Below are 18,233 nucleotides of genomic sequence, written 5' to 3' on the forward strand. Positions count from 1 at the left end.
ACCTTCCTCGACACCCTCGCCCACCACCGCCGCACCCACGGCCAACCCGCCCTCTCCCTCGGCTGGGGCCTGTGGGAAGACCGCTCCACCATGACCGGCAATCTCACCCACACCGACCTCCACCGCATGACCCGCCACGGAGTAAGCGGGCTCTCCGCGGCCCAGGGGCTGGCACTGTTCGACGCCGCGTGCGCGGCCGGCGAGGCGCACCTGCTGCCCATCCGGCTCGACGTGGCGGCGCTGCGGCGTTCCCTCGGCGCAGAGGAGCCCGTGCCGGCGTTGTTGCGCGGGCTGGTGCGCCGCCCGGTGCGCCGGGCCGCCGCTCGGGAGGGAGCCGAACCGCAGGGCCGGTCCCTGACCGCCCGGCTGGTCGATTTGGAGCCGGCCGAGCGGATGGCGTCGGTGCTCGGCCTGGTGCGGGAGCACGTCGCCGAGATCCTGGGCTACGCGGGCGCCGGGGGCGTGGAGACCGAGCTCAGCTTCAAGGACCTGGGGTTCGACTCGCTGACGGGCATCGAGTTGCGCAACCGGCTGGCCGCGGCCACCGGGCTGCGGCTGCCCGCCACCCTGGTCTTCGACCACCCGAGCCCGGTCGAACTGGCCCGGTACATCGTCACCGAGGCCCTCGGTGACGAGCCCGGCACCGCGGCCGGCCCGGCTCAGCGCAGCGACGTGGACCCCGACGAGGACGCGGTGGCCGTCGTGGCCATGGCCTGCCGCTATCCGGGAGGGGTGCGCACTCCGGAGGACCTGTGGCGGCTGGTGCACTCCGGCGGCGACGCGATCTCCGGGTTCCCGGCCGACCGCGGCTGGGACACGGAGGCGCTGTACCACCCGGATCCGGACCACCCCGGCACGACGTACGCGGTGGAAGGCGGATTCCTATACGACGCCGCCGAGTTCGACGCCGGGTTCTTCGGGATCTCGCCCCGTGAGGCGCTCGCCATGGACCCGCAGCAGCGGCTGCTCCTGGAGACTTCCTGGGAGGCCGTGGAACGGGCCGGCATCGACCCGAGGACCCTGCGCGGCAGCCGTACGGGCGTCTTCGCCGGTGTCATGTATCACGACTACGGTACGCAGGTCACCGAGGTGCCGGAGGGGCTGGAGGCGTTCCTCGGCAACGGCAGTTCCGGCAGCATCGTCTCTGGCCGGGTGGCGTACCACCTGGGTCTGGAAGGCCCGGCCATCACGGTCGACACGGCCTGTTCCTCCTCGCTGGTGGCCCTGCATCTGGCCGCTCAGTCGCTGCGCAACGGTGAGTGCTCGCTGGCGCTGGCGGGGGGCGTGACCGTGATGACCACGCCCGGCACCTTCACAGGGTTCAGCCGGCAGCGCGGGCTGGCCCGCGACGGGCGGTGCAAGGCGTTCGCGGACTCCGCGGACGGCACGGGCTGGGGCGAGGGTGCGGGCGTCGTACTACTGGAGCGGCTGTCGGACGCGCGGCGCAAGAACCACCCGGTGCTGGCGGTGGTCCGCGGCAGCGCGGTGAACCAGGACGGCGCGAGCAACGGTCTCACCGCCCCGAACGGTCCCGCGCAGCAGCGTGTGATCCGCCAGGCCCTGTCCAGTGCGGGGCTGACCGGCGCGGACGTCGACGCGGTCGAGGCCCACGGCACGGGCACGAGCCTCGGCGACCCCATCGAGGCGCAGGCGCTGCTGGCCACGTACGGACAAGAGCACAGCGACGAACAGCCCTTGTGGCTCGGTTCGTTGAAGTCCAACATCGGCCACACCCAGGCCGCCGCCGGCGTCGGCGGCGTCATCAAGATGGTCATGGCCATGCGCCACGGCCTGCTGCCCCGGACCCTCCACGTCGACACACCCTCCACCCACGTCGACTGGGACTCCGGAGCCGTCTCGCTGCTGGCGGAGACCACCGAGTGGCCAGAGACCGGCCGTGCCCGACGGGCGGCCGTCTCCTCCTTCGGGATCAGCGGGACCAACGCCCATGTCGTCCTGGAGCAGGCCGCGCCGGACGAGGCCGGGACCGAGGAGCACGAGCCGGGCGGGGTCGTCGTCCTGCCGTGGGTGCTGTCCGGCAGGAGTCCGGAGGCCCTGCGTGCTCAGGCCACCCGGCTGCGGGACTTCGTACAGGAGCGGCCGGAGCTGACTGCCGCGCAGGTCGGGCTGTCGCTGGCCACGACCAGGTCCGCGTTCGCGTACCGGGGCGCTGTCCTCGGCGACGGCTCGGCGGAGCGGCTCGCGGCCCTGGACGCGCTGGCCCGTGGCGAGGGTTCCCCGGCCGTGGTGACGGGGGCCGCCGCGGGCGGCCACAAGGTCGCCTTCCTGTTCTCCGGGCAGGGCACCCAGCGGCCCGGGATGTGCCGGGAGCTGTATGCCGTGTCCGAGGTGTTCGCGGCGGCGTTCGACGAGGCCTGCGCGCAGTTCCGTCCGTTGCTGGAACGGCCCCTGGCGGATGTGGTGTTCGCGGAGTCCGGCACCCCGGAGGCGGAGCTGCTGGAACGCACCGAGTACACCCAGCCCGCGCTGTTCGCCGTCGAGGTGGCGCTGTTCCGGCTGCTGGAGGCGTGGGGGCTTCGGCCGGAGCTGCTGGCGGGGCACTCGATCGGTGAGCTGGCGGCGGCCCATGTCGCCGGGGTCTTCGACCTGCCCGACGCGGCGCGGCTCGTGGCGGCCCGCGGCCGGCTGATGCAGTCGCTGCCCGCCGGCGGGGCCATGGCCTCGCTGCAGGCGGCGGAGGGCGAGGTGCTGTCGCTGCTGGCCGGGCGGACGCACGAGGTGGGGGTGGCCGCGGTCAATGGGCCCTCGGCCGTGGTCGTGTCGGGCCGCGAGGGCGCGGTCGAGGAGATCGTCGCGCACTTCGCGGCTCTGGGCCGCAGGACCCGGCGGCTGCGGGTCAGTCACGCCTTCCACTCGCCGCTGCTGGATCCGGTGCTCGACGAGTTCGCGGAAGTCGCGCACGAGGTGTCGTACCGGGCGCCGCGTATCCCCGTCGTCTCCGACGTCACCGGGAAGACCGCGCCGGACGGCCTGCTTCAGGATCCCGCCTACTGGGTGCGGCACGCGCGCGAGGCGGTGCGTTTCGCCGATCAGCTGACACATCTGGACAAGGAGGGCGTGACAGCGTACGTCGAGGTCGGCCCGGACGCGGTGCTGGCCGCGATGGCCCGGGAGTGCCTCGGCGGTCAGACGCTGGTGGTGCCCGTCCAGCGGCGGGACCGCGCCCACGCCCGGGCGCTGGCCACGGGCGTCGCCGAACTGCACGTCCACGGGGTGTCCCCGGACTGGGCAGCGATGTTCGCCCCGACCGGCGCCCGTACGGTCGAGCTGCCGACGTACGCCTTCCAGCACACGGCGTACTGGCTGCGGTCGGGGCCGCAGCAGGTGCCGGCCGGTAGCAGCGACCCGGAGCGGCGGTTCTGGCGGGCTGTCGACAGCCGGGACGTCGGTGCTCTGGCCGCGCTGCTCGACGTCGACTTCGCCCGTGAGGCCGACTCACTGAACGCGGTGCTGTCGCTGCTGTCGGCGTGGGACCACAGCCGCGCCACGGCCGCACCGGAGGCGCCGGAGGACGCTCGGCCCGCCGAGGACGACGGGGACCTGGCGCGGGCCCTGGCCGAGGCGTCCGAGGGCGAGCGGCCCGCGCTGCTGCTGGAGGCGGTGCGGTCGGCCGCGTCCGCGGTGCTCGGGCACGCCGACGCGCAGGCGCTGCCGACCGAACAGGACTTCCTGGACGCCGGGTTCGCCTCGCTGACGGCCGTCGAGCTGAGCGGCCGGCTCACCAAGGTCACCGGCCTCGACCTGCCGCCCACGCTGATCTACGACCACCCCACGCCGGCGGAGCTCGCCGCGCACCTGCACGAGGAGATGAAGAGGACCGCGTCATGACCCCCACTCGTACCGCACCCATCGAGAGCCCCTGGATCCGCCGCTATCAGCCGGCGCCCGCCACCGGTGTCACCCTGGTGTGCTTTCCGCACGCCGGTGGCTCGGCCACGTCCTTCCACGCACTGTCCCGGGCGCTCGCGGGGCGGCTGGACGTGGTGGCCGTGCAGTATCCCGGCCGTCAAGACCGCCACCGTGAGCGCGCCTTCGAGGACTTGCACGAGCTGGCCGATGCCGCCTTCGACGCGGTCGTCGAGTCTGTCGGCACCGACCGTCCGCTCGCCCTGTTCGGGCACAGCATGGGCGCGTCCGTCGCCTTCGAGGTGGCCGCGCGGCTGGAGCAGCGGGCGGGCGTCGCGCCCGTGTCCCTGTTCGTTTCGGGGCGCCGCGCCCCGTCCCGGCACCGCAGCGAGGACCTGCACCGCAAGGGCGACGACGCGCTGCTGCGGGAGATCCGCGCCCTGGACGGCACCGCGCAGGCGGCGCTGGACGACGAGGACATCGTCCGGATGTTCCTGCCGTCCCTGCGGGCCGACTACAAGGCGATCGAGCGGTACCGCAGCGCGCCGGGCGCGTCCGTCGGCTGCCCCGTCGTCGCGCTGACCGGCGACAACGACCCGAAGACCACCGTGGAGGAGGCCCGGGCCTGGCAGGAGCACACCACCGGCCCGTTCGACCTGCGGGTCTTCGGCGGCGGTCACTTCTACGTCTCGGAGCAGACCGACGCGGTCGCCGAGGTGCTGGCCGCGCGGCTGGGGGTCGCAGGGGTCGGCTAGGGGTTATCCGAGTCAGAAGGCGAAGTTAGCGTGACCGCGCGTTCTCCGTATTCCACGGACGCGAACTCATCGTTCTCCACGGACGCGCATCCACCGTTCTCCACCGAACCGAACACAGTGTTTTCCACACAGTATGGGGGATCCCGAACCATGACCGATCCGCAGACGTGGCGGGTTCTCGGCAACGCGGACGCGCACGAACTCGTGCTCGCCGTGGACTTCGACGCCACCGGCCGGGCCGAGGGCCGCTTCACCGATCTGGCCCAGGGGCTGGGCGGTCTGCCCTGCTCGATCTGGGAGACGATTCCCCAGGAGGCGGGGACCGGCGACGACGACGCGGACCCCGTCGAGCGGTGGTTGGCGGAGGTGGCGGCCGACGGCCGCCCGGTCCGGGCGGTGTTCGGCTTCTGTGTCGGCGGCGTCTACGCGGCGGCGATTGCGCAGCGCCTCGCCGCCCGGCAGGAACAGGCGCCCGCGCTGCTGCTGTTCGACCCCGAGCAGTCCGGCCCGCTGACCCTGTACTCCCAGTTCCACAAGGTGCTCGACTCCATGTCCGCCCTGCTCAGACCCGAGGAGAGCGGGCAGGCGGCGGCCGAGGCGCGGCGGGCCCACGAGCAGCACACCCCGATGGCCGCGCTGGGCGCCGAACTCCTCGACGTGTACCGGCGTACCGCCAAGCCCGCCTTCGACCGGCTGGAGCTGGACGACAAGCGGACGCAGGAGATCACCGCGGTCTTCGCGTCGTTCGTCGGCTATCTGATCGCGGCGGCGGAGATCGACCCGCTGCCGGCGTGGCGGGAGGCCGTCGTCGTCACGTCCTCGTCGCCCACGAGTGGTCTGAACGGCTCCCGCGCGGCGGGCCAGGACATCGCCGTAGGCCGGGAGCTGCGCGTCGACGTCCCGCACGTCGATCTGCTGCGCGACCCCGGTGTCACCCGCACGGTGACCGAGCTGCTCGACCCGGGCTCGCGCGGCTGAGCAGTCGCGCACGCGCACATCCCGTATGCGGGCGTCCCGTGCGCGCGCGTCCCGTGCGCGCGCATTCCGTACGCACAACCCGTACGCCCAAATCACGTACGCAGCACTCGCGTACATACGCCCCACCGCGAATTCCCGCGAGACCACGGAACGGTTGGAATGCCAGAAGCAACGGAAGTCCGGTCGACCCCGGCCGACAGCAAGGAGCACGCCCTCTGGCTCCTGGACGAGCTGGTGCCCGTCAAGGGGGTCAACAACCTCTCCGTCGCCCTCCAGGCCGACGCACCACTGCTCGGCCCGGCGCTCCAGGGCACGGTCGATCTGCTGCTGCGCCGGCACGAGGCGCTGCGCACGGTGTTCCGGCAGGAGGAGGCGGGCCTCATCAAGGAGGTGCTCGACCCAGGTGACCTGCGGGTCGAGGTCGAGCAGCTGGCGGCCGAGCCGGGCGAGGTCGCGGCTGTCGTCGGGGAGTTCATCGCGCGTCCCTTCGACATCGACGGTCGGCCTCTGGTGCGGGCCGCGCGGGTGAGGTGCGCGGACGGCGACGCGTTCTGTCTCGCCGTCCACCACCTGGTCTTCGACACGGTCTCCGGCGCGGTCCTGCTGGAGGAGTTCACCGCTGGGTATACGGCGCAGGCCGCCGGTGCCGAGCCGCCTGCCGAACTGCTGGCCGCACATCCGCCGTACCGGGAGCCCGCTCCCCGGCCGGCGGCCGTGGAGTACTGGCGAGGACAGCTGGCCGGGGCCGACGCCGCGGGCCTCGCCCTGTGGTGCGGCAGCAAGGACCTTCCGGAGCCGACCCTCACCGGTGACCAGATCACGGCCGGCCTGTCCCCGCGGGCGACGGAGGTGCTGCGCCGACTGCAGAAGGAGCTGCGCGCGCCGGAGGCGGTGGTGCTGCTGGCCGCGTACGGTCTGCTGCTGGCCCGGCACGGCGCGGGCCCCGACCTGGTGGTGGGCACGCCGGTCAACGTCCGGGCGCGGGAGGCGTCCAGGGCCGTGGGCTACCACGTCAACACCTTGCCGCTGCGCATCCCCGTCGACCTCGGCGGCGGCTTCCGCGACCTGGTGCGGACCGCCCGCGACGCGTTCCTCGGGGCCGTCGCCCACGCCGATGTGCCGGTCGACGTGCTGCTGCCGGAACTGCGCAGGGACGGCGGCGCCTCCTGGCGCAACACCGTCTTCCGGCATCTGTTCAACTACGTTCCGGACGACGGCCGTACGAGCTTCCCCCTCGGGGGCACCACGGCCCGGAGGCTCCCGGTGGAGAACGGGTTCAGCAAGTTCGACCTGGAGTTCTTCTTTCTGTCCTCGGCGGACAAGGTGACCATCCGGGCCGCGTACTACACACAGGTGCTGGAGCGGGCGGACGTACAGGGGCTGCTCGAACGCTTCGAGGCGCTGCTGCTCGCGGCCGCCGACGGGCCCGACCGGCCGATGGGTGACCTGCCGCTGGCCGGCCCCTCCGACCTCGCGGTGCTGGCCGCGAGCAACGACACCGCGCGCCCGGTGGAGCCGCCCAGCGTGCTCGCGGCGGTGCGCGAACGGGTGGCGCTGACGCCGGCCGCTCCGGCCGTCGTGGCGGGCGGTCGCAGCACGACCTATGGCGAGCTGTGGCGGGCCGCCGAGCACACCCGGGACGTCCTGGCGGAGGCTGGTGTCGGGGCCGGTGACATCGTCGCGCTCGCCGCGCCCCGGAGCCCGGAACTCGCGGCCGCGGCCCTCGGTGTGTGGCTGGCCGGCGCGGTGTATCTGCCCGTCGATCCGGAGCACCCCGTCCAGCGCCTGGCGTATGTGCTGGACGACTCCGGCGCGCAGGCGGTGCTGACGGCGCCGGGGGTGGAGCTGCCCGAGGGGGCCGGGGCGCGCGTGCTTCCGCTGGAGCCGATCGCCCGGGACGGCTCCGGCCCGCTGCCGGACTCCGCTGTGAGCGGCTCCGATCCGCACTCGTGCGCCTATCTGATCTACACCTCCGGTTCGACGGGGAAGCCGAAGGGCACCCTGGTCGGCCACCGCGCCCTCGCCAACGTGGTCCAGCACTTCACCGAGGAGCTGAAGGTCACCGCGGACGACGCCGTGCTGTGGCTGACGACGTTCGCCTTCGACATCTCCGCCTTGGAGCTTTTCCTGCCACTGGTGTGCGGCGGGCGGCTGGTCGTGGCCTCCGACGAGGCCCGCACCGACGGCCGCGCCCTGCTGGCCGAGGTGGTCGCGCACGACGTCGGCATCGTGCAGGCCACCCCGACGACCTGGCGCGTCGTCGCCGACGCGGCGGACGGGCAGCTCGCGGGCCGACGCCTGGTCTGCGGCGGGGAGCCGCTGCCTCCGGCGCTGGCGCGCACCCTGGCCGCCTCGGGCGGCTCACTGCTCAATGTGTACGGCCCCTCGGAGACGACCATCTGGTCCACCTCGGGGCCGGTGCCGGACGAGGTGGTCCGCGTGGACGTGGGCCGCCCGATCGCCAACACCCAGGTGTTCGTCGTCGACCCGGACGGCCGGGAACTGCCGGTCGGGGTGCAGGGCGAGCTGTGCATCGCCGGGGCGGGTGTCGCGCTGGGCTACCACAACCGCCCCGAGCTGACGGCGGACCGCTTCCGCGACCATCCCACGCACGGGCGCCACTACTGCACCGGCGACCTAGCCCGGCTGCGGCCCGACGGCAGTGTCGAGCTGCTGGGCCGGACCGACCGGCAGATCAAGCTGCGCGGGCACCGGATCGAACTGGGCGAGGTGGAGGCGGTGCTGCTCGACCGTCCGGACGTACGGGACGTCGCCGTCGTCGTGGTGGGGCGCGGCGGGCCGGACGCCGCCCTGGTCGCGTTCGTGGAACCGGCGGACGGCGTGGCCGAGGTGGACACCGCCGGGCTGACGGCCCATGCCCGGTCCCTGCTGCCCTCCGCCGCCGTACCCCAGGAGATCGCCGTGCTGGAGTCGCTGCCGACCACCGCCAACGAGAAACGGGACCATCTCGCGCTGACCCGCCTCGCCGAGCAGCGCCGCTCCGAGCGCAGCGCGGCCGCACGGTCGGCGGAGGCCTCGCCCGAGACACAGTCCGGCACGGCCGGGCGGCTGCTCGCCCTGTGGCAGAGCACGCTCGGCCGGACCGACCTCGGCCCGCACGCCAACTTCTTCGACAGCGGCGGGCATTCGCTGCTCGGCGCGCAGCTCGTGCAGCGCATCGAAAAGACGCTGGGCCTGCCGGTGCGCCTGGCCGACCTGTTCGCCCATCCCACGCCGCTCGCCATGGCCGAGCATCTCGATCCGGACGCCGCCGCACTGTCGGCCCGGGAACCCGAGGAAGACGGAGCCTGAGAAAGACATGGAGACCGTGAACCAGAACCACGCCACCGCCCCGACCGCCGCGACCGCCGCGTCCGTGCCGCCCTCGTGGCGGGTCCTGTGGCAGGACACGTTCGAGGGGCCGGCCGGGTCCCCGCCCGACCCCGCCCTGTGGCAGGTGGTCACCGGGCAGCCGTTCGGCGCCGGCATCGAGTTCCACACGGACGACCCCACGAACGTCGGCCTCGACGGGGCCGGACATCTGCGGATCACCGCCACGCATGAGGACGGGGAGTACCGGGCGGCGTGGCTGGAGACCCGGCGCGAGGACTTCGTGCCGCGGCCCGGCGGCGCGCTGCGGCTGGACGCCCGGGTGAAGACCGCCGCGGGCCCCGGCCTCGACTGCGCGCTGTGGGCCTGGGGCACGCAGTTGCGGCACCGGGGCGATGAGGACCCGGTGCAGGCCTGGTACCGGGCCGGGGAGATCGACGTCCTGGAGGCGCTCGGCTCCGAGCCGGACTCCGTGTGGGGTGCCGTCCACTCCCCCGAGTGCCACAAGATCCCGTCCCTGGGCATGGGTGCCCGTACGACCACCGAGGACGGCAGCCCGCTCAGCGCGGACTTCCACACCTACTCGGCGGTCTGGCGGCGCGGGCCCGACTCGATCACCTGGTACCTGGACGGCTGCGAGTACCTGCGGCTGACACCGCAGGACACCACACCGAAGGGCTGGCTGTTCGACCAGCCCGTCTACTTCTGTCTGGCGATCATCATCGGCAGCCCCGGCGGCCCGGTCCTGCCGGGCGACCCCGACCCGGCGACGCTGCCGTCGTCGCTGCTCGTCGACAGCATCACCGTCTCCGAGGAGCTGCCCGCGTGAGAGCGCTCACTGACGTGGACCTCGACGGGCTCGTCGCCGAGTTGGTCGAGAGCGTGCTGGAGGACCCGACCGGCGCGCTGGGGCCCTCGGTGTACGAGACGGCCCGGCTGGTGTCGCTGGCCTCCTGGCTGGACGGGGACGCCGCTCGGGTCCGATACCTCCTCGACGAGCAGCAGCCCGACGGCAGTTGGGGCGGCCCCGGCGGGTACGCGCTCGTGCCGACGCTGAGCGCGACGGAGGCGCTGCTGGTTGTGCTGGGCCGGGAGGACCGCGAGGGCGGCGAGTGGCCGCTGTCACGTGCCGCGCTTGCTGAAGCCGCGCGGCGGGGGCTCGCGGCGGCTGCCGCGCTTGTGGCGCGGAGCGCCGAGGAGCCGGTGCCGTCGACGGTCGTGTTCTTCATGGTCATCCCGGCTCTGGTGGAAGGGATCAACGCCCGGCGCGCCGTCCTCGGGGACGGCCCGGTGCAACCGCTGGCGCTGCCGCACGGGTTGTCCGACGAGGCGTTGCGGGGGCTGCGCGGGGGTGCCTGGCGCAATCCGCTCGCCGGTCACTATCTGGAGATCGTGGGCCCGGCGGCAGTCGGCGCCGCCGAGATGGAGCCGGTCGACGGGGTCGTCGGCTGTTCCGCTGCCGCCACCGCCGCCTGGCTCGGCCCGCGCGAGCCGGCCGATCCGGCGCACCCCTCGGTGCGCTTCCTGCGGCAGGCACAGGAGCGGGGCGCCGGACCGGTTCCTGCGATGACTTCGATCGTGTTCTACGAGCGGGCGTGGATCGCCGGGAACCTGGCGACCGCCGGGGTGCCGCGGGACGTGCTCGCCCCGCTGCTGAAGGAACTGCCCGTCGACGTCGGCCGGTCGGGGGCGCCGACCGCGCCTGGTTTCGCGTACGAGGCGGAGACCAGCGCGATCGTCCTGACGGCCCTGGCCTGCCTGGGGGCGCCGCAGGAACCGGAGTATCTGTGGCAGTACGACGCGGGCAGCCACTTCATGTCCACCATCCCGGAGCACGAGCCGTCCACGACCACCAACGCGCACATCCTGGAGGCGCTGGGCTGTCATCTGGCCGACGGTCCCGCCGATGGGGGCCGCTACCGGGACGCCGTGAACCGGATCGCGTCATGGCTGCGGGGCCGCCAGCAGCCCGACGGCAGCTGGTACGACAAGTGGCACGCCTCGCCCTTCTTCGCAACGATGCGCTGCGCCCTGGCCCTGCACCGCTACGCCGGCCCGGCCTCGGCCGAAGCCCTCGACAGGTCCGTCGACTGGCTCCTGCACCGGCAGCACGAGGACGGCTCGTGGGGCCGCTGGCAGGGCGCAGCGGAGGAGACCGCCTACGCGGTACGCACCCTGCTGGCGCTGACCTCCGACGGCAACGCCCGGTCGGAGCAGGCGGCCCAGGCCGTGCGCAGGGGCTGTTCCTACCTCCTGGGGCACGGCTTGAACGCGGACCGCCGGCCCCCGCTCTGGATCGGCAAGGAGCTGTACGCCCCCGGCCATCTGGTAAACGCGGCGGTACTCGGCGCCCTGATCGCGGCCCGGGGGTAACCGCCCGCTGAAGCGCCGACCCGCGGGCAGCGGCAACCGACCCTGGGAGCACTGACCGCGGCCGGCGTTCGGCAGCCGCTCGAAGCGCAGTGCACGCCCGACGCGAGCCGACCGTTGGGACAGCTGCGCCCGGCCGGCGGTCAGCCACCGCTCGGAACACTCAACTCGGCCGGCGGCCCGGCCGTCAGGAACGCTCACCGCGGCGCAGCGGTGAGCAGCTGCGCCGAGCGCTGGCCGCGCCCGGCAGCAACCGACTACTGGGAACGCTGGTCGCGGGCAGCGGCAACCAACCGCTCTCAGCGCTGCCGTGCCGTCGGCGGGATCCGGCGGTCAATAACACAACTCAGCCAGTCTATTAACCCGGTTCAGTTATGCTGTGACCCGGAATTCGCCGTCCGGTCGCCGGGCGGCGCGCAAGGCCGTCACTTCGGAAAGGTCGATCGATGACGTCACACGTCCAGGACACGTACGGCACCCAGGAGGCCGGCGGACTCGACGACGAGCTGGCCCTGGAGCGTGCGTATGTCGCGGTGTGCCGCGAGGCGATGACCCGCCAGGTGGACGATGCCCAGTACCAGGTCGTCGCGGGCGAGGACGTGTCGGGTGACGGCGCGAGCGCCGAGGCGCTCGGCCGCTACCTGCGCACCCGCGCACGGCAGATGGCGGAGGAGCCCGACAGCCCCCTGTTCTTCGGCCGGCTCGACTTCGAGGACTCCGAGGAGGCCGGGAACCACCGGCGGCAGCGTTACTACATCGGCCGCAGGCGGGTCTCGGAGCACCCGGCCGCACCGCCCCTGGTGATCGACTGGCGCGCGCCGGTCTCCCGCACCTACTACCAGGCGAGCGCCCTGGAGCCGCGCGGAGTCGCGGTGCGGCGGCGCTTCGGGTGGGCGCCGTGGAGCCACGGCGCTCCCGAGGACCTCACCGGGCTGGAGGACGAGCACCTCGCCCACGCCCGGGGCGAGGACGGCGAGGACGCGGCGAGCGCGATCGTCGCCGCCGAGATCGAGCGGCCCCGTCTCGGTCCGATGCGCGACATCGTCGCCACCATCCAGCCCGAACAGGACAACCTGGTCCGCAGCGAGCTGAACGAGTCGGTCTGTGTGCAAGGCGCGCCGGGCAGCGGCAAGACCGCCGTCGGCCTGCACCGCGCCGCGTATCTCCTCTATACGTTCCCCGAGCGCCTGCAGCGCAGCGGTCTGCTGATCATCGGCCCAAACCGCACCTTTCTGCGCTACATCTCGGAGGTGCTGCCGTCGCTCGGCGAGATCGACATCGCCCAGCTGACGGTGGAGGACGTCGTCGCCCGGCACCCCGTGCGGCGGGTGGACTCCGAGGATGCCGGCGTCCTGAAGCACAGCGACCGTATGGCCACCGTCCTTGAGCGTGCGCTGTACGCCCGGGTGCGGCACCCGGAGGACTCCATCGCGGTCACCGACGGCTCGTACCGCTGGCGGGTGGACTCGTACGACCTGGTCCAGGTCATCGATGAGGTGCGGGGTATGGGCGTGCCGTACGGGATCGGCCGCGAACACGTGCGTTCGCGGGTGGTGACACTGATCCAGCAGCAGGCCGAGCGGCGGGCCGGCCCGAAGAGCGTGACATGGGCGCGGAAGATCGGCCGCTCGAAGCCGGTCGCCGCGCTGCTGGAGGCGGCGTGGCCGGTGGCGCGGCCCGGGGAGGTCGTGGCCACGCTGCTGAGCGATCCCGCGGTGATGGAGGCCGCCGCGGACGGGGTGTTCGACGCCGCCGAGCAGCGGGCCCTGCTGTGGGCCAAGCCGCCGCGGTCGGAGAAGAGCGCCACCTGGTCGGTGGAGGACATGCTGCTGCTCGACGAGGTCGCGGGGCTCATCGAACGCCCCGAGGGCTACGGCCATGTGGTCGTGGACGAGGCCCAGGACCTGTCGCCGATGCAGTGCCGGGCGATCGCCCGGCGCAGCGCGTTCGGCTCCATCACAGTGCTGGGCGACCTGGCCCAGGCGACGGCGCCCTGGTCCGCGCGGACCTGGCAGGAGCAGCTGACGCACCTGGGCAAGGCGCTGGCCACGGTCGTCCCGCTGACCACCGGCTTCCGTGTGCCGGCCGCGGTCATGGAACTGGCCAACCGGCTGGTGGGCGCCCTCGGCGTGGACGTGCCGCCGGCCCGCTCGCTGCGCCATGACGGCGAGTTGACGGTCAGCGCGGTCGACGACGTGGCGTCCGCCACCGTGTCCGCGGTCCGCGCCGCCCTCGGCCGGGAGGGCTCGGTCGCCGTCATCGCCGCCGACGACGCGGTGGCCGCCACGTCGGCGGCCCTGCGCAGGGCAGGCATCGAGACGGCGACGGCCGAGGAGGTCGGCACCCCCGCCCGGGTGACCGTACTGCCCGCGACGGTCGTCAAGGGTCTGGAGTACGACCATGTCGTCGTGGTGGAGCCGGCTGCGATCGTGGAGTCCGAGCCGCGCGGACTGCACCGGCTCTACGTCGTGGTGACGCGTGCGGTGTCCCGGCTCGACGTCCTGCACGCCCGGCCGCTGCCGGAGGCGCTCGTCGCCTGACGGTCGCGGACCTGTCCGAGACATGCGGCCCGGGGACTCCCCCGGGCCGCACTTTCTTTACGTCTCCTTGAAGAATCCCAGGCGGAGAATTGCCCTGGCTTTCGAAGTTGGCCGAATTGCCGTTCCCGACGGTCACACTTGCGCCAAATACCTGTGACGATGATCACTGAAGGTCCCCTGGACTGTCTGAAGTTGCAGGATGGCTGAAGACATAGGAAACCTCGGCACCATAGGGAGCATCCTGCGGATGTCCATCGTCGGACGGGACATACAACTCACCCAATTGCATGGCCTGCTGACCGCACGCGACCGCGGAGCGGGTCCGATCGCCCTGGTCAGTGGCCCTGCGGGGGTCGGCAAGACCGCTCTCCTGCACGAATTCACCCAGCGCGCGGCGAAATCCGGTTCCCTCGTCCTGAGAGCGGCCTGCTCCCCGAGGGAACGCGCCAACGCATGGGGTGTGGCCCATCAACTCCTGTGGTGCACAGGAAGATGGAAAGACGCTTCACAGCGTACGAGTGACATACTCGCAGCCGTCGGCCGCAGTCTTGCGGCGATCACCCGGGCGCCGGAAGGTGAACGCGATAAGGCGATGGACGAATTTTGCGCGTCCGTCATGAAATTGGCCGACGACCATCCCCTCGTCCTCGCCGTCGACGACATCCACGAAGCCGACCCGGAGTCGCTGGGCTGCCTCGGCCATCTCGCCCGCCGTATGGTCGCCTCCCGGGTCCTGGCGGTGTTCACCGACCGGCCGCAGGCCCTGCCGCCGTACGCCGCCGCGCGGGCCGAGTTCGGCCGGCAGCCCGGTTTCCATCAGCTGCGGGTCGGCCCGCTGACCGCCGGCGACATTCGGCTGCTGCTCACCGACCGGCTGGGCGTGCCCGCCGACGAGGCCGACGCCGCCGAATTCCACGCGGCGAGCGGGGGCAGCCCGCTGCTGACGCGGGCACTGATCGAGGACACGCACAACGCCCTGCAGGGCATGGCCACGGCCACGTTACGTCCGGTCGCCGGGGAGGTGTTCGACGCCGCGGTGGTCGACTGCGTCCACCGGGTCAGCGCGCCCGCGGCCGATCTCGCCCGGCACCTGGCGGTGCTGGGTCCGGACGCGCTGACGGTGCTCCTCGACCGCAACAGCACCGACCCGCCCACCCGGCACCTTCAGGAACTGGCCCAGGCCGGCCTGCTGGTGGGCCCGGGTTTCCGCCACCCGAGGATGCACACCGTGCTGGGCGGCGAGGTCTCCGCCGAGGAGCGGACGCGGCTGCACGGGCGCGCCGCCGTCCTGCTGCACGACAACGGCGCACATCCGGCCGCGGTCGCCGAACACATAGTGGCGGCGGGAGGTGTCGCGGAATCCTGGGCGATCCCACTGCTCAGGGAAGCCGCGGCCGACGCGCTCGCCCGGGACGAGTTCCCCAAGGCGATGCGGCTGTTCGACATGGCCCACGCCATCTGCCCGGACGGACCCCTGCGGGCATCCATCCTGTTCCAGCGCACACTGTCTGCCTGGCAGGTCGACCCGGCCAAGGCGATGCGCCGGCTCCCGGAACTGAAGGAGGCACTTCAGGCCGGGCACCTGACGGCCGCGTCGGGCGCGATGTCCCTGATCAAGAACCTGGTCTGGCACGGCTATGTGGACGAGGCCGCGGACGTGCTGGAGCTGGTCGACGATCAGCTGGCCGACGACCCGGTCGAGGAGGGTGTGGCCGAAGTACGGGCACTGCAGCGGTGGCTGTCCGTGCTGTGCCCGCCGTTCCACCGGCGGATGTTCGGCGATGTGTCCCCCGACGTCGCCGACGAGATCGCCCCCGCGGCGATCGCCGCCCAACCGCGGCTGCAGGCGGCCACCGCCCTGTCCGTCGTCCTGCGGGGCGGCGAACCCGGGTCGGCGGTGGTCGGCGCTGCGCATGTGCTGGAGATGTCCAGTCTGACGCCGACGCTCGAAACCATCCCGCTGGCGCTGATGACGCTGTTCTACGCCGACCGCACCGAGCAGGTCGACGCGTGGTGCACCACCCTGCTGGAGGCGGCCCGTGAGCGGAACATCCCCACCTGGGACGCGCTGCTGTCCTCGCTGCAGGCGGCGAACCTCATCCGACAGGGCCGGCTGCTGGAGGCCGAGCGGCACAGTGACCTGGCCCTGTCGCGGATGTCGTCACGGAGCTGGGGGCTGAGCATCGGGCTGCCGTTGGCGAGTTCGGTGTCCGCGCTGACCGCGATGGGCCGCTACGACGAGGCGCGGGCCCGGCTCGGCCAGCCGGTGCCCGAGGCGCTCTTCCAGACCCTCTTCGGCCAGCACTACCTGTATGCCCGAGGGCAGTTCCACCTGGCCACCGGGCGTCTTCAGGCCGCTCTCGGCGACTTCCTGGCATGTGGCAAGGCCCTGGAGAGCTGGGGGGTGGCCGACACCACGCTGATCGCGTGGCGCACGGGGGTGGCCGAGGCCCGGCTGCTCCTGGGCGAGCCGGACCTGGCCGCGACGTATCTGCGGGAGGAACTGACCCGGCACAAGGGCCGCCCCCGGCTGCACGGCAACGCGCTGCGTCTGCTGGCTTCGACGATGGAGCCCCGGCAGCGGCTGCGGTCGCTGCGGGAGGCCGTGGACGAGCTCCAGGACTCCGGCTGCGACCTGCTGCTGGCGCACGCGCTGGGCGATCTCGGCCATGTCTACCACCTGCTGGGGCAGTCCAACCGGGCACGGGTGATCGTACGGCGTGCCTACCGGATGGCGAAGAAGTGCCATGCCGAGCCGCTCAGCCAGAATCTGCTGCCGGACGCCGAGCGGTCGGCCGACAGCCGGGTGTGCGCCGCCGCGCACGAGGCCTCGGAGCAGGTGCACGACGTGCTGTCGGAGGCAGAGCTGCGGGTCGCCGCGCTCGCGGCAGAGGGGCACACCAACCGGGAGATTGCCCGGCGGCTGTTCATCACGGTCAGTACGGTCGAGCAGCACATGACGCGGATCCTGCGCAAGCTCAACCTCTCCCGCCGTGACGAACTGCCGCAGGGCCTGGACACTATGGGCGGTTCAGCCGCACCGGCAGTGAGTGTAGCCCGCGGATGAGCGTGCTGGTGCGCCACTGCACGTCCTCGGGGTCGACCGCGAGCCGCATGGCGGGGAAGGTGTCGAGCAGCGCACCGAACGCGATCTGCGCCTCCATCCGCGCCAGGGGTGCCCCGAGGCAGTAGTGGATGCCATGCCCGAAGGCGACATGGCCACCGGTGGGCCTGCGGATGTCCAGCGTGTGCGGATCGCCGAAGCGCTCCGGATCCCGGTTGGCCGAGGCCAGTGCCAGCAGCACGAAGTCACCGGCCGGGATCTCGGTGTCGCCGATGCGCAGGTCCTGGGTGGCGCACCGGAAGGTGGCGTGCTTCAGCGGGCTCTCCAGCCGCAGGAACTCCTCCACGGCGCCGGGCAGCAGGGAGCGGTCCTGACGCAGTGTCTCCCACTGGTCCGGGTTCCGCATCAGGTGCAGCGTGCCGTTGCCGAGGGTGTTGACGGTGGTCTCGTGACCGCCGATGAACAACAGGAAGGCCATCGAGACCAGTTCGGTCTCGGTGAGCCGGTCGTCGACGTCACGGGCCGAGACCAGCGCGGCGAGGACGTCGTCGGCGGGCGTACGGCGCTTGCGCTCGATGAGGTCGCCGAGGTACTCGATCATCGCGGTCGAGGCGGCGGCGGTCGCGGCCGGCGAGTCGCCGGAGACGAGCGCCTTGGACCAGGACTTGAAATTCTCCTGCTCCTCCAGCGGCACGCCGAGCAGCAGGCAGATCACGCGGATCGGCAGCGGGAACGCGAACGCGTCCAGCAGGTCCACGGGGTCCTCGTTCGGGAGGGCGGTGAGCAGTTCACCGGTGATCTGCTCGATCTCGGGCCGGAGCTTCTCGATGGCGCGGCTGGTGAACGCTTTGTTCACCAACTTGCGCAGCCGGGTGTGGTCCGGTGGGTCGGAGTGCAGCATGTGGGTGGCGAGGGCGGAGGAGAACGCGCCGCGCTTGTTGCGGTCGGGCTCGTTCTGCGCGAACAGCCGGTCCGTCCTGTTGAGGTCGGTGCTCAGTCGGGGGTCCGCGAGGGCCGAGCGCACCTCCTCGTATCCGGTGATCAGCCAGACCGGCAGTCCGCCGCACACGGGGACCCCGGGAGGCATCATCACGCGGTGCGCCGAACCTTCGGCGCTGAGCCGTGCGTACACGGAGTGGGGGTCCTGCATGAACGCGTCGTCGAGTTCCAGAGGGGCTGAATCCTGAAGCATGGGCACATCCTCGAAAATGACGGCTCCGGGCCGTTCGTGGGTCGCGCTGAGCCTATGTACGCCCCAGGCGGGCCGAAGCCGATCCACGGTGAGAAGAGGGGGTCTAGGGGCCTGATAGGGGCCGCCCGCCGGTCCGT

The 18,233-nt window shown here is 72.5% G+C and carries 9 protein-coding genes; 8 read left to right on the forward strand and 1 reads right to left on the reverse strand.

Annotation, left to right across the window (positions count from 1 at the left end):
* From ACF1GV_RS06470 to ACF1GV_RS06505, 8 genes are all read left to right on the forward strand, one after another.
* Nucleotides 1-3,849 (forward strand): beta-ketoacyl synthase N-terminal-like domain-containing protein (locus tag ACF1GV_RS06470; RefSeq protein WP_391678527.1); only part of this gene is annotated, 3,849 nt, incomplete at its 5' end.
* Complete coding sequence (locus ACF1GV_RS06475) at nt 3,846-4,622, forward strand: thioesterase II family protein (protein ID WP_391678530.1); 777 nt, start codon at nt 3,846-3,848, stop codon at nt 4,620-4,622. The genes ACF1GV_RS06470 and ACF1GV_RS06475, both read left to right, overlap by 4 nt.
* 150 nt (nt 4,623-4,772) lie before the next feature.
* Nucleotides 4,773-5,600 (forward strand): hypothetical protein, encoded by an 828-nt coding sequence (locus tag ACF1GV_RS06480; protein WP_391678532.1) that lies wholly within the window; start codon nt 4,773-4,775, stop codon nt 5,598-5,600.
* A gap of 159 nt (nt 5,601-5,759) precedes the next feature.
* Nucleotides 5,760-8,912 carry an amino acid adenylation domain-containing protein gene (locus tag ACF1GV_RS06485; RefSeq protein ID WP_391678534.1) on the forward strand — a complete coding sequence of 1,051 codons (3,153 nt, stop codon included), beginning with the start codon at nt 5,760-5,762 and terminating at the stop codon, nt 8,910-8,912.
* Between the two features lie 7 nt (nt 8,913-8,919).
* Nucleotides 8,920-9,759: a family 16 glycosylhydrolase gene (locus tag ACF1GV_RS06490; protein ID WP_391678536.1), complete on the forward strand. Its 840-nt coding sequence runs from the start codon at nt 8,920-8,922 to the stop codon at nt 9,757-9,759.
* Entirely contained in the window at nt 9,756-11,303 is a 1,548-nt protein-coding gene (locus ACF1GV_RS06495) for a prenyltransferase/squalene oxidase repeat-containing protein (RefSeq protein ID WP_391678539.1), read from the forward strand. The genes ACF1GV_RS06490 and ACF1GV_RS06495 overlap by 4 nt, the downstream gene beginning before the upstream one ends.
* Nucleotides 11,304-11,746: 443 nt before the next feature.
* Entirely contained in the window at nt 11,747-13,840 is a 2,094-nt protein-coding gene (locus tag ACF1GV_RS06500; RefSeq protein ID WP_391678540.1) for a HelD family protein, read from the forward strand.
* Nucleotides 13,841-14,087: 247 nt separating this feature from the next.
* Nucleotides 14,088-16,907 carry an ATP-binding protein gene (locus tag ACF1GV_RS06505; protein ID WP_391679588.1) on the forward strand — a complete coding sequence of 940 codons (2,820 nt, stop codon included), beginning with the start codon at nt 14,088-14,090 and terminating at the stop codon, nt 16,905-16,907.
* On the opposite strand, the gene ACF1GV_RS06510 is transcribed toward ACF1GV_RS06505, so the two are convergent.
* Nucleotides 16,861-18,096 (reverse strand): cytochrome P450, encoded by a 1,236-nt coding sequence (locus ACF1GV_RS06510; RefSeq protein ID WP_391678542.1) that lies wholly within the window; start codon nt 18,094-18,096, stop codon nt 16,861-16,863. The genes ACF1GV_RS06505 and ACF1GV_RS06510 overlap by 47 nt on opposite strands.
* Nucleotides 18,097-18,233: the final 137 nt, after the last annotated feature.

It is taken from the genome of Streptomyces sp. NPDC014006 (assembly GCF_043088925.1).
Lineage (GTDB): Bacteria > Actinomycetota > Actinomycetes > Streptomycetales > Streptomycetaceae > Streptomyces.